The organism is Bacillus paramobilis, from assembly GCF_038096195.1.
Lineage (GTDB): Bacteria > Bacillota > Bacilli > Bacillales > Bacillaceae_G > Bacillus_A > Bacillus_A mobilis.
This window is the reverse complement of the sequence record NZ_CP151108.1, coordinates 2837075-2860301: the sequence shown is the minus strand read 5'-3', so window position 1 is coordinate 2860301 and position 23227 is coordinate 2837075. Positions and strand designations below refer to the sequence as shown.

At 34.1% G+C, this 23227-nt stretch carries 27 protein-coding genes and 3 pseudogenes; 21 read left to right on the top strand and 9 right to left on the bottom strand.

The features are described 5' to 3' along the window. Positions 1-15: 15 nt before the first annotated feature. Complete coding sequence (locus AABL52_RS14810; protein ID WP_341517797.1) at positions 16-669, top strand: TetR/AcrR family transcriptional regulator; 654 nt, start codon at positions 16-18, stop codon at positions 667-669. A gap of 199 nt (positions 670-868) precedes the next feature. Here the strand turns inward: AABL52_RS14810 and AABL52_RS14805 are convergent, their stop codons facing one another. Together AABL52_RS14805 and AABL52_RS14800 are read right to left on the bottom strand one after the other, a co-directional pair. Beyond that, positions 869-1192 (bottom strand): WGxxGxxG family protein, encoded by a 324-nt coding sequence (locus AABL52_RS14805; protein WP_000728149.1) that lies wholly within the window; start codon positions 1190-1192, stop codon positions 869-871. 172 nt (positions 1193-1364) lie between these two features. After that, positions 1365-1880 (bottom strand): DUF3231 family protein, encoded by a 516-nt coding sequence (locus AABL52_RS14800; protein WP_000538613.1) that lies wholly within the window; start codon positions 1878-1880, stop codon positions 1365-1367. Positions 1881-2345: 465 nt separating this feature from the next. On the opposite strand from AABL52_RS14800, the gene AABL52_RS14795 reads away from it, so the two are divergent. The 8 genes from AABL52_RS14795 (at position 2346) to AABL52_RS14760 (ending at position 11530) form a co-directional block, all read left to right on the top strand. Further along, positions 2346-3314, top strand: coding sequence for a YbgA family protein (locus tag AABL52_RS14795; protein WP_341517796.1), 969 nt, complete (start codon positions 2346-2348; stop codon positions 3312-3314). A 215-nt stretch (positions 3315-3529) separates the two neighbouring features. After that, a complete protein-coding gene (locus tag AABL52_RS14790; protein ID WP_341517795.1) occupies positions 3530-4675 on the top strand; it encodes an acyl-CoA dehydrogenase in 1146 nt (381 codons plus the stop codon). A gap of 15 nt (positions 4676-4690) precedes the next feature. Then, positions 4691-6028 carry an acetyl-CoA carboxylase biotin carboxylase subunit gene (locus AABL52_RS14785; protein WP_341517794.1) on the top strand — a complete coding sequence of 446 codons (1338 nt, stop codon included), beginning with the start codon at positions 4691-4693 and terminating at the stop codon, positions 6026-6028. A gap of 26 nt (positions 6029-6054) precedes the next feature. Beyond that, complete coding sequence (locus AABL52_RS14780) at positions 6055-6270, top strand: acetyl-CoA carboxylase biotin carboxyl carrier protein subunit (RefSeq protein WP_001987345.1); 216 nt, start codon at positions 6055-6057, stop codon at positions 6268-6270. Between the two features lie 21 nt (positions 6271-6291). Beyond that, positions 6292-7203 carry a hydroxymethylglutaryl-CoA lyase gene (gene mvaB, locus AABL52_RS14775; RefSeq protein WP_341517793.1) on the top strand — a complete coding sequence of 304 codons (912 nt, stop codon included), beginning with the start codon at positions 6292-6294 and terminating at the stop codon, positions 7201-7203. A 4-nt stretch (positions 7204-7207) separates the two neighbouring features. Further along, complete coding sequence (locus AABL52_RS14770) at positions 7208-7996, top strand: enoyl-CoA hydratase (RefSeq protein WP_097844979.1); 789 nt, start codon at positions 7208-7210, stop codon at positions 7994-7996. Positions 7997-7998: 2 nt separating this feature from the next. After that, positions 7999-9540, top strand: a complete 1542-nt coding sequence (locus AABL52_RS14765; protein ID WP_341517792.1) for an acyl-CoA carboxylase subunit beta — start codon at positions 7999-8001, stop codon at positions 9538-9540. Positions 9541-9589: 49 nt separating this feature from the next. Next, entirely contained in the window at positions 9590-11530 is a 1941-nt protein-coding gene (locus tag AABL52_RS14760) for an AMP-binding protein (protein ID WP_341517791.1), read from the top strand. Between the two features lie 443 nt (positions 11531-11973). Here the strand turns inward: AABL52_RS14760 and AABL52_RS14755 are convergent, their stop codons facing one another. Next, positions 11974-12171, bottom strand: a complete 198-nt coding sequence (locus AABL52_RS14755) for a hypothetical protein (protein WP_098131679.1) — start codon at positions 12169-12171, stop codon at positions 11974-11976. A gap of 287 nt (positions 12172-12458) precedes the next feature. Between AABL52_RS14755 and AABL52_RS14750 the strand changes: the two genes are divergently transcribed. Both AABL52_RS14750 and AABL52_RS14745 read left to right on the top strand, forming a co-directional pair. Continuing rightward, the gene (locus tag AABL52_RS14750; RefSeq protein WP_000237380.1) at positions 12459-12674 is read left to right on the top strand and encodes a hypothetical protein; all 216 of its coding nucleotides are present in this window, start codon (positions 12459-12461) and stop codon (positions 12672-12674) included. Between the two features lie 45 nt (positions 12675-12719). Next, on the top strand, positions 12720-12923 hold the full coding sequence (locus AABL52_RS14745; protein ID WP_341517790.1) for a hypothetical protein: 204 nt from the start codon (positions 12720-12722) through the stop codon (positions 12921-12923). 17 nt (positions 12924-12940) lie between these two features. Here the strand turns inward: AABL52_RS14745 and AABL52_RS14740 are convergent. Together AABL52_RS14740 and AABL52_RS14735 are read right to left on the bottom strand one after the other, a co-directional pair. Further along, a pseudogene (locus AABL52_RS14740) lies at positions 12941-12997 on the bottom strand (exosporium leader peptide-containing protein); the annotation flags it as partial. 194 nt (positions 12998-13191) lie between these two features. Beyond that, the gene (locus tag AABL52_RS14735) at positions 13192-13560 is read right to left on the bottom strand and encodes an FtsB family cell division protein (protein WP_016087800.1); all 369 of its coding nucleotides are present in this window, start codon (positions 13558-13560) and stop codon (positions 13192-13194) included. A 666-nt stretch (positions 13561-14226) separates the two neighbouring features. On the opposite strand from AABL52_RS14735, the gene AABL52_RS14730 reads away from it, so the two are divergent. The 3 genes and pseudogenes from AABL52_RS14730 to AABL52_RS14725 all read left to right on the top strand — a co-directional run. After that, positions 14227-14607: a hypothetical protein gene (locus tag AABL52_RS14730; RefSeq protein ID WP_341517789.1), complete on the top strand. Its 381-nt coding sequence runs from the start codon at positions 14227-14229 to the stop codon at positions 14605-14607. A 57-nt stretch (positions 14608-14664) separates the two neighbouring features. Continuing rightward, positions 14665-14842, top strand: a pseudogene (locus tag AABL52_RS27145) (terminase large subunit); the annotation flags it as partial. After that, positions 14835-15114 (top strand): annotated as a pseudogene (locus AABL52_RS14725) (N-acetylmuramoyl-L-alanine amidase); the annotation flags it as partial. The pseudogenes AABL52_RS27145 and AABL52_RS14725, both read left to right, overlap by 8 nt. Before the next feature lie 107 nt (positions 15115-15221). Here the strand turns inward: AABL52_RS14725 and AABL52_RS14720 are convergent. Beyond that, positions 15222-15479 carry a hypothetical protein gene (locus tag AABL52_RS14720; protein WP_341517788.1) on the bottom strand — a complete coding sequence of 86 codons (258 nt, stop codon included), beginning with the start codon at positions 15477-15479 and terminating at the stop codon, positions 15222-15224. A 714-nt stretch (positions 15480-16193) separates the two neighbouring features. On the opposite strand from AABL52_RS14720, the gene AABL52_RS14715 reads away from it, so the two are divergent. The 5 genes from AABL52_RS14715 to AABL52_RS14695 all read left to right on the top strand — a co-directional run bounded on the left by AABL52_RS14715 (position 16194) and on the right by AABL52_RS14695 (position 18996). Beyond that, the gene (locus tag AABL52_RS14715; RefSeq protein ID WP_000535579.1) at positions 16194-16550 is read left to right on the top strand and encodes a hypothetical protein; all 357 of its coding nucleotides are present in this window, start codon (positions 16194-16196) and stop codon (positions 16548-16550) included. 118 nt (positions 16551-16668) lie between these two features. After that, positions 16669-17190 carry a GNAT family N-acetyltransferase gene (locus AABL52_RS14710; RefSeq protein WP_341517787.1) on the top strand — a complete coding sequence of 174 codons (522 nt, stop codon included), beginning with the start codon at positions 16669-16671 and terminating at the stop codon, positions 17188-17190. Positions 17191-17241: 51 nt separating this feature from the next. After that, positions 17242-17802 (top strand): hypothetical protein, encoded by a 561-nt coding sequence (locus tag AABL52_RS14705; protein WP_341517786.1) that lies wholly within the window; start codon positions 17242-17244, stop codon positions 17800-17802. A gap of 85 nt (positions 17803-17887) precedes the next feature. Further along, a complete protein-coding gene (locus AABL52_RS14700) occupies positions 17888-18535 on the top strand; it encodes an alpha/beta fold hydrolase (protein WP_341519724.1) in 648 nt (215 codons plus the stop codon). 2 nt (positions 18536-18537) lie between these two features. Next, positions 18538-18996, top strand: coding sequence for a DinB family protein (locus tag AABL52_RS14695; protein ID WP_016087792.1), 459 nt, complete (start codon positions 18538-18540; stop codon positions 18994-18996). A gap of 58 nt (positions 18997-19054) precedes the next feature. Here AABL52_RS14695 and AABL52_RS14690 read toward each other — a convergent pair whose 3' ends face one another. The 3 genes from AABL52_RS14690 to AABL52_RS14680 form a co-directional block, all read right to left on the bottom strand. Continuing rightward, on the bottom strand, positions 19055-20071 hold the full coding sequence (locus AABL52_RS14690; protein ID WP_341517785.1) for a D-alanyl-D-alanine carboxypeptidase family protein: 1017 nt from the start codon (positions 20069-20071) through the stop codon (positions 19055-19057). A 181-nt stretch (positions 20072-20252) separates the two neighbouring features. Further along, the gene (locus AABL52_RS14685; RefSeq protein ID WP_016087790.1) at positions 20253-21410 is read right to left on the bottom strand and encodes a sensor histidine kinase; all 1158 of its coding nucleotides are present in this window, start codon (positions 21408-21410) and stop codon (positions 20253-20255) included. Beyond that, the gene (locus tag AABL52_RS14680; protein WP_016087789.1) at positions 21400-22095 is read right to left on the bottom strand and encodes a response regulator transcription factor; all 696 of its coding nucleotides are present in this window, start codon (positions 22093-22095) and stop codon (positions 21400-21402) included. The genes AABL52_RS14685 and AABL52_RS14680 overlap by 11 nt, the downstream gene beginning before the upstream one ends. A gap of 133 nt (positions 22096-22228) precedes the next feature. Here AABL52_RS14680 and AABL52_RS14675 point away from each other — a divergent pair, with 133 nt between their 5' ends. Together AABL52_RS14675 and AABL52_RS14670 are read left to right on the top strand one after the other, a co-directional pair. After that, the gene (locus tag AABL52_RS14675) at positions 22229-22489 is read left to right on the top strand and encodes a DUF3885 domain-containing protein (RefSeq protein ID WP_016087788.1); all 261 of its coding nucleotides are present in this window, start codon (positions 22229-22231) and stop codon (positions 22487-22489) included. Further along, positions 22486-23226, top strand: coding sequence for an S-adenosylhomocysteine nucleosidase (locus AABL52_RS14670; RefSeq protein WP_341517784.1), 741 nt, complete (start codon positions 22486-22488; stop codon positions 23224-23226). The genes AABL52_RS14675 and AABL52_RS14670 overlap by 4 nt, the downstream gene beginning before the upstream one ends. Position 23227: the final 1 nt, after the last annotated feature.

Below are 23227 nucleotides of genomic sequence, written 5' to 3'. Positions count from 1 at the left end.
AAAGGGGCATTATAAATGAAGAAGGATTGGCTAGAAGAATTAATAGCCGCAACAAATACGGATAAACGAAATGAACGTCAAATGCGTATATTAGAGGCGGCTGTTGATATGTTTGGAGAAAAAGGATATGCTTCAACATCAACAAGTGAAATTGCAAAGCGTGCTGGTGTAGCGGAAGGAACAATCTTCCGCTACTATAAAACGAAAAAAGACTTATTGTTAGCGGTCGTAATGCCGACATTAACAAAGTTTGCTGCACCATTTTTCGTACAAGCCTTCGCAAAGGAAATATTTAAATCGGAATATGAATCATATGAAGGGCTGCTAAGAGTTGTTATTCATAATAGATTTGAATTTGCAAAAAAGCATTTTCCAATGATAAAAATATTAATTCAAGAAGTGCCATTTCAGCCAGAATTGAAAAACGAAATACAACATTTAGTAGAAACAGAGTTACTTTCACATTTTAAAAAGTTGATTGTAAAGTTTCAAGAAGAAGGGGAAATTATTGAGATGCCTCCATCTTCTGTATTACGTCTTACTTTATCAGCTGTATTAGGTTTACTATTAACAAGGTTTTTATTATTGCCTGAAGAAAAATGGGATGATGAAGTGGAGATTGAAAATACGATTCAATTTATATTGTATGGATTAACGCCACGAATCTAACTATAACAACATTTTAGGGGTTTGATTTTTTGTATTTAAATAAATGTAATTTAATAGGTTTAATCATAAGTAAAAATATGTTGATGTGTGAATTTCATATACTATTTTTAAGCAAATAATAAATCGCCTTTAAAAAGGCGATTTATATTCATTATACAATTTTGATAAATAAGTACTTGTTTACTAAAAATATTTTGAATTAGCGTGTTTCTTTGTCTCTTCTTCTAAGACCTAATAATCCTGCTAGACCTAATAAACCGAGCCAAGCCCAATTGTTATTTCTATCACGATTATTATTTAAATCATTTGTCGTATTTACATTTCGAGTTCTCACATCATTATTAACTCTGTTCAAGTTATTATCATTAACTCTGTTCAAGTTATTGTCATTAACTCGAGTTGACATATCAGTGTTATTAACTCTATTCATATGATTTCCATCGTATTCAGCTTGGGCAGATGTGCCTAAAAACATAATAGATAGTGCTAAAACACTTAAAATAGATGATAATTTTTTCTTCATAAATTTCCCCTCCTTTCTTATGTATTAATTTTTCCATTGCTTTTGTACATTATTCGTATCACAGTATCTAAATCATAAAGTTAAAATTATTAGAACTATCTTTAATCTCCATTATTAAAAGTACAGGTAAATACAACGAAGCGGTTAACAAAAGTTAACCGCTTATGCCATGTTATGCTTGATCAGATTGAAGAACATGTAAAGGGGGAGGAATAATCCAGCCTTTTTTCTTATTTAACCGTAGTAAAGTAGCACCTGCTTGTGCTTTTTTCATATGGAATTGTCCAAACATCATTCCTACGTCTTCTCGAAGTGATTGTCCCATCGCTTGGCTACATGCTACTAGTCCAGCAGCAAGATCCATAGAAACTTTAGCTGCAATTTCTGCGTCATTAATACGAGCACCAGGAGGGATTGTTTCAATAGATGCAACTGGACGTTCTGGAGGTGCTGGTGGTAATGCCACACCGTTTGATTTTAACAAGTTTTTTAGTTCTTCAACTTCTGATTGGATATCATTTTCTATAAGATTTTCTAAAAACTTTTTTAAGTCCTCGTCTCCAGTATGATTGACAAGAACTTGGTAACCAGCAATTGCACCTTGTGCCCCTGCAAGATAACTCCAAATTGCAAAGACTTCTCCGTAATGCATTGGTTCATTTTGGGGATTACCACTTAATACTCCCATTTTAATATGCCTCCTTAAACTGAATGGATTTTTTGAAATATTTCTTACCAAAGAAAAAATACTTCTGAAAATGTTCCGTAATAAAGAAAGTAGGTTTCTAAAACTCATTTGGAACACCCTAACTACAAGTAATACTTTCTCAGTCTATAATGTACAAATTTAAAGAATATATTCTAAATAACTTGGGATTAAAATTCATATTAAGGCTTATTTTAATTTAAATGTAAAGAGGAAAGGAAAGAATCTGTAACTATGCTAGTAAAGATGGATTGTGTTTAGACAAAAAAGTGTTAACAAGTTTGTACAAGAACTTGTTAATACATATACGAAATAGATTTGAATTGCAGTTGATATAGCATTAAATTTATAGTTATTATAAAAATAATCAATATAAACAGACTTTGCTTAAGATACTAATATCAGTACAATTTAGATTGTATGGATTGATACCATGGAGGTAATGAAATGCGGCAATTTGCAAAACCAACAATTGTTGTAAGTAAATGTTTAGAATTTGATGCATGTCGTTATAATGGCGAGATGATTCCAGATGTAACAATAAGAAATTTGCAGCCATTTGTTACATTTATACCTGTTTGTCCAGAAGTCGAGATCGGATTGGGGACTCCTCGTGAAACGATACGAATTGTAGAAGAAAATGGTGTGAATAAGCTTGTACAGCCGTCGACGCGTGAAGATGTCACTGGGAAAATGGAGCAATTCTCAAATGATTTCTTACAGACGATACCTGACGTGGATGGTTTTATTTTAAAAAATCGTTCACCAAGTTGTGGTACGCGTGATGTGAAAATTTATTCTGGTTTTGAAAAGGCGCCAGCAAAAGGAAAGGGATCTGGCTTATTTGGCGGAGCAGTAATAAAAAAATTTTCGCACCTTCCAATTGAAGAGGAAGGTAGATTGTCGAATTTCATTATTAGAGAACATTTCTTTACAAGGTTATTTACAATCGCCTTTTACAAAATGATTAAACATAATAAAAATATGAAAGACCTTGTATCGTTTCAGTCAGAAAATAAATATTTATTTATGGCATACAATCAGGTAAAACAAAAGGAATTAGGGCGTATTATTGCAAATCAAAAAAATGAAAAGATTGAAGTGGTATTTGATAAGTATGAGAAGACTTTATATGAATTATTTATGCGCACACCCCGCTATACATCGAATGTAAATGTATGTGAGCATATTTTCGGATATTTTAAAACAAAGCTGAAAAAACAAGAAAAAGATCACTTTTTAGATTTGATACAAAAGTATAAAGAAAAGAAAATCCCGCTTAGTAGTTTACTTGCAATTTTAAAATCATGGGCCCTTCGATTTGATGAAAAGTATTTATTAAGACAAACATATTTCGAACCATATCCTGAAGCCTTAGTAGAGATTTCAGATTCGGGTAAAGGTAGAGATTATTAAACATTAAATTACATATTTCGACAAGAAAACTCCTATGTTGTTGTAGAACAATGTAGGAATTTTTTTGTGCATTAGTACAGAATCTGTTTTAAAATTAAGTTATGACAGAATTATAACAATTATCTAACTAATATTCTTGTCTTTAAGTAGTAACGATTGTAGTAGAAACTCGCACGCTGTCGAAACTCAATATTCGATAAGGGGTGTGTAGCGGAATGGAATTTACTCTAACTCGCGAAAAACAAATGATTAAAGAAATGGTACGTGACTTTGCTGAAAAGGAAATCGCACCGAAAGCTGTGTATTATGACAAAACTGCGGAATTTCCATATGAAACATTTCAAAAAATGGGCGAACTAGGATTATTAGGCATCCCATTCCCTGAAGAGTATGGAGGTTCAGGTGGCGATACTGTATCGTACGCGTTGGCAGTTGAAGAAATTGGTCGTGCTTGTGGTGGGACAGGATTAAGTTACGCTGCAACAATTTCATTAGGTGCTTCTCCAATTTATTATTTCGGTACAGAAGAACAAAAACAGAAATATTTAGTTCCAATGGCATCAGGTAAAACATTAGGTGCTTTCGGTTTAACTGAGCCGAACGCTGGATCTGATGCAGGCGGCACACAAACGAAAGCTGTATTAGATGGGGACGAGTATGTTATTAGTGGTGAAAAGTGTTGGATTACAAATGCAGAGTATGCAAATACAATTATTGTAACCGCTATCAACGGTGTTGAAGATAGTGGTAGAAAACGTATTTCGGCATTTATCGTACCGACTACAAGTGAAGGGTTAACGATCTCAAGTCCTTACGATAAGATGGGTGTTCGTGCTTCTAATACATGTGAAATCGTACTTGATGGTGTACGTGTACCGAAAGAAAATATTCTTGGTGATGTAAATAAAGGATTTAAACAATTCTTATATACACTTGATGGAGGACGTATTTCAATCGCAGCATTAGCAGTAGGTATTGCACAATCGGCATTTGAACGTGCGCTACAATATGCGAAAGAACGTCAACAATTTGGAAAGTCAATCTCTAATTTCCAAGCGATTCAATTTAAATTAGCTGATATGGCGACTGAAGTAGAACTTGCGCGTAATTTAGTACATAAAGCAGCTTGGTTAAAAGATAACGATAAACCTTTTGGTAAAGAAGCGGCTATGGCGAAATTATTTGCATCTGAAGCAGCAAGTCGTATTGCAAATCAAGCGGTACAAATTCACGGTGGATACGGCTATATGCGTGAATATGAAGTGGAACGACATATTCGTGATGCAAAACTATTAGAAATTGGTGAAGGAACTTCTGAAATTCAACGTCTCGTAATTGCAAGACATTTAGGATGTAGATAAAAAGGAGGAATCACTATGTTTCAAAAAATATTAATTGCAAATCGCGGGGAAATCGCAGTTCGTATTATGAAAACTTGTCAAAAGCTTGGTATTCGTACTGTTGCTATTTATTCTGAGGCTGATGAAAATGCCCTTCATGTAAAAATGGCAAATGAAGCTTACTTAGTAGGTGGGCCGCGTGTCCAAGAAAGCTATTTAAACCTTGAAAAAATTATTGAAGTAGCTAAGAAGACAAATGCTGAAGCAATTCATCCGGGATATGGATTATTATCAGAGAATCCGTCATTTCCGGTTCGCTGTAGAGAAGAAGGGATTGTATTTATCGGTCCATCAGAAGAAATCATTACGAAGATGGGAAGTAAAATCGAATCTCGTATTGCAATGCAAGCTGCAGATGTCCCAGTAGTTCCAGGTATTACTACAAATATTGAAACTGCTGAAGAAGCGATTGAAATTGCAAAACAAATTGGTTATCCATTAATGCTGAAGGCATCCGCGGGCGGCGGAGGCATTGGAATGCAATTGATGGAAACTGAGCAAACGCTCACCAAAGCATTTGAAAGTAACAAAACAAGAGCACAAAACTTCTTCGGTAACGGAGAAATGTATTTAGAGCGCTATATTGCAGATGCACATCATATTGAAATTCAGCTTTTAGCAGATACACACGGTAACACAGTGTATTTATGGGAGCGTGAATGTTCCGTGCAGCGCCGAAATCAGAAAGTAATTGAAGAAGCACCTTCACCATTTTTAGATGAAGGTACGCGAAAAGCAATGGGAGAAGTTGCTGTACAAGCTGCCAAAGCTCTTGGTTATACGAATGCTGGTACAGTTGAGTTTCTAGTCGATGATCAGAAGAACTTTTATTTCTTAGAGATGAATACGAGATTACAAGTAGAGCATCCAGTTACAGAAGAAATTACTGGTTTAGATCTTGTAGAACAACAACTTCTAATTGCATGTGGTGAGAAATTATCGTTTACACAAGATGATGTAAAACGTAGTGGTCATGCCATTGAGGCGCGTATTTATGCAGAAGATCCGAAAACTTTCTTCCCATCACCTGGGAAAATTACAAATTTAACGCTGCCAACGAATGTTCGTATTGATCACTTTTTAGAGAATCAAGTAACGATTACACCTTTCTACGATCCAATGATTGCGAAAGTCATCGCTCATGGTGAAACTCGTGAAGAAGCAATTTCGAAATTACATGATGCTTTAGAAGAATTAAAAGTAGAAGGTATTAAAACGAACACGCCAATGCTAATTCAAGTATTGGAAGATGATGTGTTCAAAGGTGGTATTTATACAACGGGTTTTGTAACGAAACAACTTGTTAAAAAATAAGGTTTAACAATATTAAGGGGGAAAAAATGATGACGAAAGTATATGCATCGATGGCAGGAAATGTATGGAAGATTGTTGTAGGAGTAGGAGATACAGTAGAGGAAGAGCAGGATGTCGTCATTTTGGAATCTATGAAAATGGAAATTCCAATCATTTCAGAAGAAGCTGGCACAGTTATGAAAATTAATGTGCAAGAAGGCGACTTTGTAAATGAAGGAGATGTATTACTAGAAATTGAATAGGGAGATATAGGGGGAAGCGAATTGAAACTACCTAATTTTGCTGTCATTAAAGAAGTCGGGCCACGTGATGGCTTACAGAATGAAAAAAAGATTGTTGGCACAAAAGATAAAGTAAAATGGATTCAACTACTTACAGAGGCGGGATTATCGTACGTTGAAGTTTCCTCATTCGTTCACCCTAAATGGGTTCCTGCATTAGCAGATGCAAATGATGTGTTTTCTGAGCTGAAAAGGGATCCAAATGTTACATATGCAGCGCTTGTTCCAAATCAAAATGGTTTGGAACGAGCTTTTTTGCAAAATGTAGATGAGGTGAATGTTTTTTTATCAGCAAGTGAATCTCATAATAAAAGTAATATTAATAAATCAATTAAAGAAGCATTAGTTGTCATTGAAGATATAACAAAACAGGCAACGTTCGAAGGGAAAAAGGTAAGAGGCTATGTTTCTACTGTATTTGGTTGTCCTTATGAAGGGGACATAAGTGTCGAAGCAGTTGACGAATTATGTAATCAACTATTCTCATATGGTATTTATGAAGTGTCTCTTGGTGACACGATTGGTGTAGCGAATCCGTTACAAGTAGAGCGAGTATTAGAACATTTATTAAAGAAATATGATGCTTCACAGTTTGCAATGCACTTCCATAATACGTATGGAATGGCTCTGGCGAATGTAGTTAAGACATTGGAATATGGTATTAAAACATTTGATAGTTCTTGTGGTGGTCTTGGTGGATGTCCATATGCACCAGGGGCATCAGGAAATGTTGCAACCGATGACTTAGTACATATGCTCCATAAGTTAGGCGTTCAAACGAATATTGATGAAGAGAAGTTATTGAGAGCGAGTCAATTTATTCAAAGTAAATTAAATATCCAATTACCGAGTCATGTGTATAGAGCGCTTCAACATAAAACGATAAGTAGGTGAGAAGATGCTACAATTACAAAACATTTCAGTTGATTATGTAACACCACACGTTGTAAAGATTTCGTTATATCGTGAAAGACAAGCAAACTCTTTATCTTTAGCGTTATTAGAAGAGTTACAAAACATATTAACTCAAATAAATGAAGAGTCCAATACTCGTGTAGTTATTCTAACAGGTGCTGGTGAAAAAGCGTTTTGTGCTGGGGCTGATTTAAAAGAACGCGCTGGTATGAATGAGGAACAAGTTCGCCATGCTGTTAGTATGATTCGCGCTACTATGGAAATGGTTGAACAATTACCTCAGCCAGTTATTGCTGCTGTAAATGGAGTCGCGCTTGGTGGTGGTACAGAATTAAGTTTAGCTTGTGATTTTAGAATTGCTTCTGACACTGCGAGTTTTGGTCTTACTGAAACTACACTTGCAATTATACCAGGAGCAGGTGGTACGCAGCGTTTACCAAGATTAATTGGTGTTGGTAGAGCGAAAGAATTAATTTATACAGGCAGACGTATTTCAGCGCAAGAAGCGAAAGAATATGGTCTAGTAGAATTTGTTGTACCAGCTCATTTACTTGAAGAGAAAGCGATTGAAATAGCAGAGAGAATTGCTAGTAATGGTCCTATTGCTGTTCGATTAGCAAAAGAAGCAATTTCAAACGGTATTCAAGTTGATTTACATACCGGATTACAAATGGAAAAACAAGCGTATGAAGGTGTAATCCATACGAAAGATAGATTAGAAGGATTACAAGCATTCAAGGAAAAACGCACACCAATGTATAAGGGGGAGTAAATATGTTAGATCAAAAACAACAATCAAATACATTTGAAGAACGAGTTGAAACGATTAAACAAGGCGGCGCACCAAAATATCATGATCAAAATAAAGCGAAAGGAAAACTATTCGTTCGAGATCGCTTAGCTCTTTTATTTGATAATGGTGAATATGTAGAAGATGCATTATTTGCAAATTGTGAACAAGCAGGATTACCTGCTGATGGTGTTATTACGGCAACGGGTAAAATACATGGTCGCACTGCATGTGTAATGGCAAATGATTCAACAGTAAAGGCGGGTTCATGGGGCGCACGTACAGTTGAAAAGATTTTACGTATTCAAGAAACGGCAGAAAAATTACGTGTTCCGTTATTTTATTTAGTTGACTCTGCTGGAGCGCGTATCACTGATCAAGTAGAAATGTTCCCAGGGCGCCGTGGCGCAGGAAGAATCTTCTACAATCAAGTGAAATTATCAGGTAAAGTTCCTCAAGTATGCTTATTATTTGGACCTTCTGCAGCTGGTGGTGCATATATTCCAGCCTTTTGTGACGTTGTAATGATGGTAGAAGGAAACGCATCTATGTATTTAGGATCTCCTCGTATGGCTGAGATGGTTATCGGTGAGAAAGTAACTTTAGAAGAGATGGGCGGAGCTCGTATGCATTGCTCAGTATCAGGATGCGGAGATGTTTTATGTAAGACCGAAGAAGATGCGATTACACAAGCAAGACAATACATTTCATATTTTCCAAACAACTACTTAGAGAAGACTCCATTGGTTACACCTCAAGAACCGAAACAATTCGAAAAAACGTTAGAACAAATCATTCCAGAAAATCAAAATGCTCCTTTCAATATGAAAGATCTCATTAACAGAATTATTGATGAAGGTTCTTTCTATGAAGTGAAAAAATTATTTGCTCAAGAACTAATTACAGGCTTAGCACGTATTGATGGTAAGCCAGTTGGTATTATTGCAAATCAACCGCGTATGAAAGGCGGCGTATTATTCCACGATTCAGCTGATAAAGCAGCGAAATTTATTAATTTATGCGATGCATATCATATTCCATTATTATTCCTTGCAGATGTACCTGGATTTATGATTGGTACAAAAGTAGAGCGTGCTGGCATTATTCGCCACGGTGCAAAAATGATTTCTGCAATGAGTGAAGCAACTGTACCGAAAATTTCTATCGTTGTTCGTAAAGCATATGGTGCTGGTTTATATGCGATGGCAGGTCCAGCCTTTGAACCAGATTGCTGCCTTGCATTACCGACAGCTTCTATTGCCGTAATGGGCCCTGAAGCTGCGGTCAATGCTGTATATGCAAATAAGATTGCAGCTTTACCAGAAGAAGAGCGTGATAGCTTCATTGCTGAAAAACGCGAAGAGTATAAGAAGGATATTGATATTTACCATTTGGCATCAGAGATGGTCATTGATGGTATTGTTCATCCAAACAATTTAAGAGAAGAGTTAAAAGGACGATTCGAAATGTATATGAGTAAATATCAAGTATTTACGGATCGTAAACACCCTGTTTATCCAGTTTAAAAGCCCTATTTAGGGCTTTCTTGCTCAAAAAGTCAAGGAGGGGAAAACATTGAAACAAGCAGTTTGGTTTCCAACAGAAGAGTATAAAGAAAAAACGCGTTTATATGGTTGGATGAAATCATTGGGCTATGAAGATTATGAAACGTTTTATAATAAGTCGATCGAAGAAACAGATTGGTTTTGGGGAGAAGCTGAGAAATCGGTAGGCTATCAATGGATGAAACCTTATACAGACGTGCTAGACTTAGAGAATGGTACGCCGTTTGCACAGTGGTATAATGGCGGAACATGTAACGTTGTAGAATCAGTTTTATCACGCTGGCTTGCAGATGATGAAACAAGAACACAACTAGCACTTCAGTATGAGGGAGAAAATGGGACTTCAAAATCATTTACATATGAAGAACTTGATAACTGGGTAAGCCGCGTTGCAAACGGTTTGAAACATGCTGGTATTGAAAAAGGTGATCGAGTAACAATTTATATGCCGATGATTCCAGAAACAGTTGTTGCGATGCTAGCTGTTATGAAAATCGGAGCCATTATTTCACCAATATTCTCAGGATTTGCGTCTGATGCAGTCATGACACGTGTGCAAGCGGCAGGATCGAAAATGATTATTACTGCAGATGGTTTTTCACGCCGAGGTAAAATTGTTTCATTAAAAGACGAAGTAGATAAAGCTTGTGAACATTGTCCAACTGTTGAAAAAGTCGTTATCGTGCGTCACGCGGGAAATGAATTTACACCGCATAATTATGATTTCTCATGGAGTACGTTAGAAAAAGAAAAGCCATTTGTACATGCTGAAGAAATGCATAGTGATGATCCTTTAATGCTCATTTATACATCAGGTACAACTGGGAAACCGAAAGGAACGGTACATACACATGCTGGTTTCCCTTTGAAAGCTGCATTTGATGCAGGATTTGGAATGAACATCAAACAAGGTGACCGTGTATTATGGGTAACTGATATGGGCTGGATGATGGGACCATTTTTACTATTCGGTTCTCTTATTAATGGGGCAACGATGGTTATGTACGAAGGTGTTCCAGATTTCCCAGAAGCCGATCGGTTATGGGAGACAGTTGATAAATATGAAATTACACATCTCGGTATATCACCAACATTAATTCGCGCGTTAATGGCAAAAGGTGATGAATATGTGAATAAACATTCACTCAAGAGTTTAGAAGTATTCGCATCAACAGGTGAACCTTGGAATCCAGATCCTTGGATGTGGCTATTTGAAACAGTTGGAAAAAGTAATGTACCAATTTGTAACTATTCAGGCGGAACTGAAATTTCTGGTGGGATTTTCGGAAACGTACTTATTAAACCAATTGCACCGATAAGTTTTAATGCATCTTTACCAGGAATGGCAGCAGTTGTGCTCGATGATCAAGGTCATCCAATTCGTGATGAAGTTGGAGAATTATGTTTAGAGAAGCCTTGGGTTGGTATGACGAAAAGTTTCTGGGAAGACGATGAGCGTTATGTGAACACATATTGGTCACGTTTTGAAAATAAATGGGTTCATGGTGACTGGGTGATTTATGATGGTGAGCAATATATTATTACAGGACGCTCAGATGATACGTTAAACATTGCTGGAAAACGTATTGGACCTGCTGAATACGAATCAATTCTTGTAAAGCATAATGATGTTATAGAAGCTGCTGCGATTGGTGTACCTGATGAAGTAAAAGGTGAAGTTTGTCATTGTTTTGTAGTACTAAGGGACAATGTAACATTCACTGGAGAGTTAAAGAAAGAGTTAATGAGTTTAGTAAACTCTCATATTGGAAAAGCATTATGTCCAAAAGATATTCATGTTGTAGAGGATTTACCGAAAACACGTAATTCTAAAGTGATGCGACGTGTCATTAAAGCTGCTTACTTAGGAAAAGAATTAGGTGATTTATCATCACTTGTAAATCCTGAAATAGTTCCGTTTATTCAGGGGTTACAGTCTAGCAAACTATAAAATTACGAATGAGCTCTATGTAAATAGAGCTCATTTTTAATGTTTACAAAAAGATAAGAGAGAAAAAGTAAATTTGAAGTTAAAAAATCTACTATTAGTGTTAAGTATGTCTGTTTGTTTTTAGTTTTTATCAAAATAGGATACTGTTGCATATCTATCCAATGGAGTAATTGAATTTTGTTAAGAATGAAAATTTAGTGAAGAAAAAAGTAATGAATAAAAGGAGAAATCCCTGGGGGACAGGGATTCAATAAAGGAGATATCATTGTCGTTCAATGTCGAAATTTGGCGTATTCGACAAATTAATATTATCACGAATTTTCAGGAGATTGTGATAGTGGATGTGTCAAAAATGTGTACGGTTTTCATATAAAAGTGTTAATTAAATAGGAAAAGGGAAAAGAATTAAGTTCACTCGTTCTTAAGATTTTTCCCTTTCAAATTTACTGCTTGTTCGTTGTTCTATATACATCTGAAATTGGTAAATCGTCGCCATGTAAAGCTTGAGTACTGTCCTTTTTGTTTGAATCATGTGCCTGCTGAGATGTTTCTTGCATTTGCTCTTGGGCTTTACTAGGAGTATTCAGCGCATCCGATGACACATAATCAAGTTGTTGACTTAATAGATTTTTTTTATCCATGTTATGTAGCTCCTTTTTAAATAGTTACGTGGGTATTATGTTTCTTTGAATGGAATTATATACATAAACTATATTGAGAATTTAACTAATTATAAAAATCACTTGTGATGACAAGTTTAAGAAATATAAAGGTCATTAGTTCTTAATAAAAGCTTTATTTTAGTAGGGTGTTTCGAAATTTCATTTGAAAGGAACATCCCAATGATAAGATGAGCACTGTAAATCAGTGCTCATCTTATCAGAAATTGCTTAGTACTTAAAGATAAAACCATTACGGACAATTCACAATGGTAATAGTGACGCTAGCCATTGTTCCAGGAGAATCAAGAAGTGAAGCAGTAACGGTTACTGTTCCAGGCCCATTAGCGGCTAGAAATACAGCGGTAAAGTTACCTGAAGCATTTGTAATGACAGCAAGAGGAACCATGAAAGCAAGAGAAGGATTACTAAATGAAAAACTGACCACTACTCCTGGAGTAGGACTACCGTTTACTAATACTTGACCCGAAAAAAATAAAGTATTATTTCCTTGAGTGGATACACATGTCGTGGTTTCGTTAGAAGTCAAAGTAATAGATGCAGGCCCAGCAGGAAGATTAAATCCAGTTGGTCCAGTTGATCCAGTTGACCCAGTTGATCCAGTTGGTCCAATTGATCCAGTTAGTCCAGTTGAACCAGTTGGTCCAGTTGAACCAGTTGGTCCGGTTGAACCCGTAGCTCCTGTAGAACCGGTGGGACCAGTAGGGAATTGAAAGGGTTGAACAGGTGGAAGTGTAGGTCCAATAGACCCCGGATTAAGTGCAGCAAAAGATAAAAACTCGTCCATTATTTATCACCTCTAAAAATCGTATTACTAATAGTAATAATGATAAAGCAAAGTGAAATGGACAAGCGGTTGTATTTTAGTAAATTAAACAAAATTTTTATTTGATAGAAAGAGAGATTAGTATGATTCCTTTAGAAATTAAATATAAAAAGGCGAGTATTTTCAAATCGCCTTTTGGGTAATGCAGTGTAATTTTATTCAGTTATTTTAAAAATAGTTTCATTCGGTTTGGAAAATCCATACAGTTTCCTTGCGAATTTTAAAATTTCTTCTTCACTATCTGTTAAAGCTTTAACATCATTCTTAAGGGAATGACCATCCTTCTTTAAAGAAGATAATTTTTGTTGCTCCGTATTAAGCGTGATTTGTTTTTCTTTAATCATTTCTTGTTGGTTATTAAGAGAATATTGAAGGACAAAAATGATAGGTAATATTAAAGCCAAAATAGTTATAATACGGTGTCTTGTTTTTTTATTATTACCTTGTTGGGTGTTAGGGTTCACTTGCTGTGAGGGTATATTAGGATTTGATTGTTGTGATGATACATTTGGGATGTTTCCCATTAAAATGCCTCCATTACTGATTGTAGAATTTAAACCATTTAAAAGTATTATAAATGTTCAATAGGGATTTTAGAAGATATTTTAATATAGGTGAGTTTTGTAAAGTTTAAACAAAATTTTTATTTAAATAAAAGAAACCCCGATTGTCTATGGGGCTCTTGAAGATAATGGTTAAGTAATGAAGTACTCCACTAATTAAAGATATCATGAATTTTTTGGTGAAAATACTGGTGAATTCATCCGAATTAATGAGAGCCTCATTTGAAACAAAAATGCTATTTTAATAGGGAGGGGAATAATGATGATTCCATGGGACAAGCGAGTATACATTGTATCAAGGTGATCATTTTATTAAAGAGGGGACAATTTTAGAGGTTAGTGAAAAGGCGAATAAATCATTATATTGGCTTCGGTGCATGTTAGCTCCAAGCTATGAAAAAGTGTGTGGTAATAGTACAAAGCGACTTTGGTTGATTCGGATAGATGATGACGAAGAATGATGTGAAAATTTCATTTCGTAGAGAAATAAGGTGATTAAGGATGGGCATAGAATATGCCCTATTTGTATTAAAAAAGAGCAGAATTTCGCCTATATATAAAGATGTTGGAATTGTTCTAAAGGGGGGAATATCTGAAATATAAATAATTGAGGGGAGTGAATTAATAATGGAAACTAGTACTTTTTTAGGATTGTTTTGGGGATGGGTAACGGTTATTGTATCGGGAATACTTTTCGTACGTCCATCGGTACTACGTGAATTGAAAAAATTAGTGGTTGAAGACAGAGGATTTGGTATTATGTATGGTTTTCTATCGATTTTCCTAGGGTTAGGTAGTGTAATCCTACATAATGTATGGGTATTCAACTGGCAGGGGTTCCTAACTTTTATTGCATGGCTTGCATTATTAAAGGGAATCTACATAATTGTATATCCTGAACCTTCCAAGAAAACAGACTTTGAAGTAAGGGTACTATCTACACGTATAGTGCTCGCTATCATTGGCGCCTTGGCTTTATGGATGCTTATAGTAATCTATATAAAATAATCTTTTTCTAATAAGGAAGTTAATAAAATATGAGGAAATTCCATAATAATACTAATTTTAGAATGTTCCATTGCGAAATGGTCAGAAATTCTTGCTTACAAATCGTGCATTCCCTAATTTATATGCTCAAAAATTTATAGGAGCATTAGAATTTGCGAGTGTTCGGGATTTTGGTGTATGTGGTCTTTTAGTTAGACAAAATGGTGCGTACATTTTTAAAACTCATAGATGGCTGGTTGAATCTTGGCGAAGAGCAATAGATTAAATACGATTCTTTTATGTGAAGTTCGATAAAAAAGTACAGTAGATTCATCTATTGGAGGAAAACGTGGTGTTTCTAAAAGGAATAATTTACGTTTCTATGATTCACCAACTTGGTAGGATAAAGACGTTGCTGGTTCTGTTAATGTATGATTAGAGTTTGTTATTGATGCAAAAGTAAGTGTTAAAGGAACACTACAATACAAGGTGCACAATAGTAAAGGAAAAACATACTGCTGTAAATAAGCTTATTTGTATGTGAAGTAATTAAAGAGTCGATTAATAAGAGTCAGCTTATTTTTCATTACTCCACTCAACTAGTAATTATAGATGCCAGTTTAAAGCTCTATGTGTTAATATATAAAAAGCTGACTATATTTAGTCAGCTTTTTATATATTCTAGTATTTATCGGTCCCAAAAGACATATTCTTTCCTTTAAGTTGACATTTAATATATTACCAATGTTTTCTTTTACAATGACAACAAATAAAGAAACATTTACAGCGACACTTATTTCGTTTAGACCGCCAATCATCATCACAATGGTGCTGTTCTTTAGATTTCCACCAGTCATCACAACAATGCTTTTTCTTAGAACTCCAGCAATCATTTTTCCAGGACATTTTTTTATACCTCCCTTCAATTAGGGTTCATATTATTCTATGTTTTAGTAAAAAAATGGCTTGTTTATTAACCTATTGTTTTACCTTTATATGATAGAGTGCTTTCTATTAAATATAGAATTCATACAAACTATGCTTAATTTTCAAAAGGTAGTGGAGAGAACTGCTGGTTATGATATTGATCAACAAACACTTGTTGAAGAAAACGTTCTGATTTTAAATAGTATCTTATTTTGGAGTACGCTTTTCTTAATGTATATTTCACAACAGCAAAGGCAAAACATACTATATTACTGCAAACAAAGCCTATGTATATGTGAAGTAATAGGAAAAGCTGGTCCCTCTTAAAGGAGCCGGCTTATTAAAAGAAAAACAGGTTCGTTTGAGAAAGAGGTTGTCTAAATTTTAAATTCAGCAGAATTAAATCCAAGTCCACTCATTAAACAGGCCTTTAATTGTTAGAGGTCCGTTTTGTTATTAATAAAGAAAAGAATGTTATTGTCGTTGAAAGCACGTTTATACTAATAATGCTACATATTTGGAGTATATGAGTTGAGTATTCATACAGTAGTATATTCGTTTTTAATATATAAAAAAAAGTTTAGTACAAGTGTTTGTTTTTTTGTTTCTATGCTTTTGTCTCGTACACTTTTAAGCTATTGGACATACTTTACTAATAGAAAGGATTAGGGGGTGAGGATTTGGGTTCTCGATTTAATAATTGTAGAAAAAAATGTACGTGTAAACATGATGATTGTTGGGATGTTTTTGAAGAGTGTAAAAAAGAACAGCATGAGAAATGTGACAGCTCTTGTGTACAAGGAATTAGAGACGAACTTAAAAAATTAATTAATAAAACAGTGCGAATTAACACTGAAGGACGTACTTATATAGGTACTGTTTCTTCTGTAACTTGCGATGTTGTTAAGCTAGCTGCTATTCCTGGTTCAGTTGCAGCAATTATATCTCTTTGTAAAATTGAAGCAATTTTACCACCTGCTACAACTGTTGCTGATGAGTTTGATTTTAACGGTGTTGACGTAGCAAATAAAGAGTAATTATGCTTTATTGATGCTAAGCCATTCTTATGAATGGCTTTTTATTTTGTTTAAAAGGGAATATATTTTTCATATAGAAATAAATTTGAAGGTGTATAAAAGATTGTGTGAAAGGAGAATGAGAGTGATCAAGCTGAAACAATTTACAAGAACGGATTTCAAACAATTAATAAATTGGATTGATTCCGAAGAATTTTTAATACAATGGTCAGGAAATGCATTTGCATACCCTTTAAATGAACAGCAATTAGAAAAATATATAGAAAGCTCAAATACACTTGCATTCAAAGTAATAGATGAAGAGACTAAAAAAGTAATTGGTCATATCTCACTTGGACAAATTGACAATATAAATAAATCTGCAAGGATTGGAAAAGTGTTAGTTGGTGATACGAAAATGCGAGGGCGTTCTATAGGGAAACATATGATGAAAGCAGTACTGCAAATTGCATTTGAAGAATTAAAACTACATAGAGTTACTCTAGGTGTTTATGATTTTAATACGTCAGCTATTTCATGTTATGAAAAAATAGGATTTGTAAAAGAAGGCTTACTAAGAGAGTCAAAAAAAGTAGGGAAAACATATTGGAATTTATGGGAAATGAGTATGTTAGAATATGAATGGAGCGCTAGAAAATAATTGTTTTCTATAATTATGTTATGTTAATTAAAAGGGGGTTGGCGGGAAATTATGAATAACAAGAAGAAAATCATTACAATTGCAGCTGTTTCAGGAGGAGGTAAAACTACTGTTACAGAAAGATTAACTCACAAGTTAATAAATTCAAAAGCACTATATTTTGATAGCTATAACTTTGAAAACTGTCCTGCAGATATTTGTAAATGGATTGATGATGGAGCAAATTATGATGAATGGGTACTCACACCATTAATTAAGGATATTCAGCATCTTATACGGGATAGTAATGTAGATTATATTATTGTAGATTATCCTTTTGCATACTTAAATAGTGAAATGCGACAATTTATTGATGTAACTATATTTATCGATACGCCTTTAGATATTGCGATGGCTAGAAGAATTTTGCGAGATTTTAAGGAAGATACAATGAGTGAAATACATAATGATTTAAAACATTATATAACATATGCTAGAAAAGCCTATTTGGAGGCACTTCATACCGTAAAGCCAAATTCAGATATTGTTTTGGATGGATCTTTATCTGTCGATGAAATAATTAATCAAATTGAAGAGGAACTTAATCAGAGAGAAGTGATCGTCAATGGTTAAATGTATAGAGGAATATGTACAAGTTGATGATTTTAAAATGTATTCAAAAGTATTCCAATGAAAGCAGTTGCAACCTGTTATTATAATGGAAGCAGGTTATGGAGATTATTCCAAGGCATGGGAGCATATTGCTGAAGAGCTGACTGAATTTGGGACGGTAATTACATATGATCGAGCTGGATTAGGAAAAAGTGGGAAGAGTTCCAAGCAACGTATTAGTTCTGAAATGGTAAAAGATTTAAGAAGTTGCTTAGAGCGATTACAATTGAAACCACCTTATATTTTTGTAGGACATTCTTTTGGTGGTATAAATGCACGTTTATTTACGGCTTTTTATTCCGAAGATATGCTGGGAATCGTTTTGGTGGATTCGACACCAGAAAATTATAAAGAAGATTTTTTACCAATCATGTCCCCAGAATTTCAAGAAGCTTACTATAAACAATTTGTATATGAAAGTTCTTATGAAGAGTTTATGTTTAGTCTAGGCGAAGCAGATAAACATTGTCAGTCAACGAGAAATATTCCACTTGTCGTGTTAGCTGCTGGTAAAAAAGCTTTTTATTCGCAAGCTGCACAACTGAAGTGGTTACAGTTGCAAGAAGAATTATTACGATTATCAAGCAATAATAAATTTGTAATTGCAGAACAAAGCGGTCACTATATTCAAAAAGATGAGCCACATTATGTAATAGATGCTGTTAAGTGGATAATTGGAGTAGGGGAGAGATAAATATGTACACTTTATTTCGATACAATTGGCAGGTAAGAGATGATTGGTTTAAGTGGTGTGAGCAACTTTCAGAGGAAGAATTACTCAGCAAACGTGTTGGTGGTGTTGGGAGTATTTTAGAAACATTGTTTCATATTGTAGATGTTGAATATAGCTGGATTAGTGCGCTTCAAGGAAAAGAAGATAATGCACCGCAGTTTAAAGAGTATCAATCAATCCAGAAAGTGAAAGCGTTATCTGATTTATATAAACGAGAATTAGAAGATTTTTTACAAGTATGGTCAGCTAACTTAGAAGGTAAAATATTAAAAGCTTCGTGGACAGATAAAACATATACATATGGTGAGGTTTTAAGGCACGTAATTGTACATGAAATTCACCATATCGGTCAACTATCTATATGGGCGAGGGAGTTAAATCTTCAACCTATTTCAGCGAATTTAATTGGAAGAGGACTATAGACTTAGAAACCGGCTTGCACTGTAAAGGCAAGCCGGTTTTTATATATAAGAAGATTTCTTAGTTGAAATCCTCGGATTTTTTCTGACGTATATGTAAAAACATTAAAATTGTAATAATGAAGAAAATCAACAATGTTTGTATGATCAAATTTTTAAACTGAAGCAAAACTGTCCAAGATGTAACAGCATCTTTAAAAGATTGGAATGCAGAGTACGAAGAAGGATCAAAACCGTACTGTAGTAACTTTTTTGTTTCAATAAAAGTACTGTTTTCATCATCGGCGACTAATATTACTGAAATAAGTCTAGTATCTCCTCGTTTTGCTGTACTGACAAAACTATAATTACCATTAGTTGAAAAACTAGTTTGTAAGCCGTCAACACCTTGGAGTTTAATGTTTTTATTAAGGGAATATATCATTTTATTGGTATTGAAAACTTTGGAATCTTTGAAGGTAAATTGGTAAGAGGTTAGTTTCGTAATATTCAATACATCTGGAAAGTCTTTTACTAATTGTGTTGCTAGTTTAGCTACGTCTATCGTTGTTGTAGTTGATTGTTTATTCGTATCGTTATTCATTCCAGTAGCATTTAGAAACGGGGAAGGTTGTGATAACTTTAGTTGTTTTGCTTTTTCATTCATTAAAAGTGTAAAGTTATCTTCGTTTCCAGCAATGTGTTCTGCAAGGGCAAGTGCGGAACGATTATTCCCTGTCAAAAACAAAGCATGAAGTAAATCACGAACCGTCGTTTTATCTTTCGAAGTTACTTGTATAGGACTCGTTTCTGCTCGGAAAACTTCGTTACTTATTTTTACTAATTCATCTAACTGTATTTTTCCTTCGTTCAGTTGTTCCAGTGCGATATACTCTGTCATTAATTTAGATAAGGTAGCTGATTGTATAGGAGTTTCTTCATTTTTTTTATAAACAACTTCACCTGAATTAGCATCTATTAAAATAGCTGATTTAGCTTGAATAATTGGACCATTTACATAAAGGTAAAAATATAAAACGATTAGTGCTGTAATAACAAAAGATAATAATAAAATTGTGAACTTTTTCAAGAATTGCATAAGTGATCCTCCTACTATGACATCAATAATATTATTGTAAAAAAGAATGCTTAATTAGGAAGAAAGAAAAGGTAAAGAATTTCTAAAGAATTATAAAGGATTATTAAATTTTGGATGTTAATGGAAAATAAAAGGTCCAATTTCTTATTTGGTAAGAAATTGGACTTGAAATTAAGCTGTATTAACATTTATATGGTTGTAGTTTTACAGTGAAAGTTGTTTTTTTATCATCACTATATACTTCGATTGTTCCTTTATGCAATTCGACAATACTTTTTGCAATTGCCAATCCGAGTCCAGATCCACCAGTGTTTGTAGAGCGTGATTTTTCAACGCGATAAAAACGTTCAAAAATATGAGGTAAATCTGTACTAGGAATAGGTTGGCCGTAATTTGTTATATCTATAGTAATCATATTATTGCTTTCATAGGCAGCAAGGTCGATATATCCACCGTCGTTTCCATAAGCGATGGCATTTATAATAAGATTTTCAAACACACGTACTAATTTGTCTCCATCAGCTAATACCATGAGCTTTTGAGATGGGAAAGAAGGTCGACATTCTATATTTGCTTCTTGAACTTGTATGCGGAATTGAACAGTTAATTGTCCAAGTAACTCTACAATATCAATGGGGACAGAATATAAACTTAACTCTTTATTTTGAACACGTGTATATTCAAACAAGTCATTCATTAATGCATTAAGACGGGTTACTTTATCGTAAATGACTTGTATATAATGACGTAATTCCACTTCATCTCTATAATTATCATGGTGGATTAAATTCACGTATCCAACTATAGAGGTAAGAGGGGTACGTAAATCATGTGATACATTTGTAATAAGTTCACTTTTTGCTTGTTCTGCCTGTCTTTCTTCATCAATTGAGACTTTCAATTGTTCAATAATTTGATTAACCCCGGTCGCTAGCTCTTCCAGATAATTATGATTTACGATAGAAACCTTATGATTGAAGTTTCCATTTGCAATATAACGAATCTCTTCTATCATTTTTTTAATACAAGTTTCATAGTAAAGCTTTCTTTCGTGACGATAAAAAATGTATAGGTAGGATGAGAAAATAGAAAATAAAAATAAATAAGAGACAATCATCAACCATAGAGATTCCTTTATTCCTTTATATTTTTCATACCCAAAAATTCTAATGAACTCTTTTCCAAGTTCGCTTAACGTAAGTGAACTTTCAATTACACTTGTAACAAGACGATATATAATTAATTCAGTAATAGGGGTAAGTGTGATAGCTAACAAGAACCAAAAAATCATCTTCCATTTTGGGATATCTTTTAATATATCAAATGCTTCATTTCTCAATTTTATAGCCTACTCCCCAAACAGTATGAATAAACTTCTCTCCATTCATTACTGTTTCAAGTTTATCTCGTAAATTACTAATGTGGACCATTACAGTTTTATTTGAACCATAACCATCTTCATTCCAAACGCGTTCAAAAATTTCTTCGGAGCTAAATACTCTTCCAGTATTACTCGCAAGTAAATATAAAATATCAAATTCAATAGATGTAAGTTTAATATATTCTCCATTTACTTTAACGGTATGATTATGTTTGTGTATTTCAGCAGAACGAATGCGAATCATACCATCTTCATTCTTTTGGGTAGTAGCATTTTGGAAAGATGATCTTCGTAGCAAAGCTTTCACTCTAGCTACTAATTCTAATGGATTAAATGGTTTAATCATATAATCATCCGCACCTGTCATAAGACCTAATATTTTATCCATATCTTCTGCTTTTGCACTCAGCATAAGAATAGGTACAGTATTATTCTCACGAACTTCCTGGCAAACTTCTAATCCATTTCGTTTTGGCATCATAATATCCAAAACCATAAGGTCAACTTCATACGTAGAAATCATTTGCAATGCCTCATCGCCATCGTATGCCTTATAAATGTTATAGCCTTCATTTCGCAAATAAACAGCAAGTAACTCAACAATTTCTTTATCATCATCAATAATTAATATGTTTTTATTCATTATGTAGTTCCTTTCCTTACAAATCATTAACATTACTATAATATCAAACATTTATGTATTTTGTAGCAATGATTCTCCATAAAATTTCATGTAACGTATAAAAAGGGGATTAAAACATTCGTAACGAATACAAATGAAAGGGATATTTAAATACTGCGTTATATTGAAAGTTATATATCCTTGGCTAGAAGAAGCATTTTGGCAGTTAAAAGAAATTTCTTATCCAGATGTATTTCTCATAAATGCAACAAAAGATATTATCATGTTTATGTATGATGATAGAGGATGTGAAGTAATTGCGAAGAATAAAGAAACAATACGAAACTTATATGAGAAATATAAAAAATGGATTCTAGATTATGAACGAGAAAGTATAGATAACTTATTTAAATGACAACAATGGGGGAAGTGAAGCGTGTAATGAAACGTATTGCAATCGTAGCCGCATGGGAACCTGAACTTACGTATTTGCATCAATATTATCCAAGCGAACGCATTGAAAAAAGAGCAGCTTGGGAATTTCATTTTCATTATATAAATAATCTGGAAATTATCTCGGTTATAACTGGAGTAGGCAAAGTAAGCTGCGCTAGTTGTGTACAATTATTAATTAGTGAGTTTCAGCCAGATGAGTTGTTTATGACAGGGATATGCGGAAGTTTATCAAATAAGGTGAAAAATGGTCATATTGTAGTAGCTCTTAATGCAATACAACACGATGTTACTGCTGCTGGTTCGGGGGAAGATGTTTTTAATTTATACAATGGTAGAACAGCGCCTATTGAAACAACAAAGTCAATTGTAAGAAGAATAAAAAAGATACGATCTTATGATCCGATTCATTTTGGTACATTTTTATCTGGAGATCAACGTATCCGTAGTTCTGAAATGAGATATTTACTCCATACTGTATATGGAGCATTAGCGGTTGATCAAGAAGTAGCAGCTTTCGCTTATGTGTGCCAAATCAATAAAAAACCTTTTCTATGTTTAAAAGCTGCTTCAGATCAAGCAAATGATAAAACGAAAGAGGAACAAAAAATCTTTAAAATGTTAGCTTGTGAACGAGCGTGCGAGCATTTAATTGCTTTTTTACGATTGTATGAGATTAATGTAGTAAATAATAGATAGT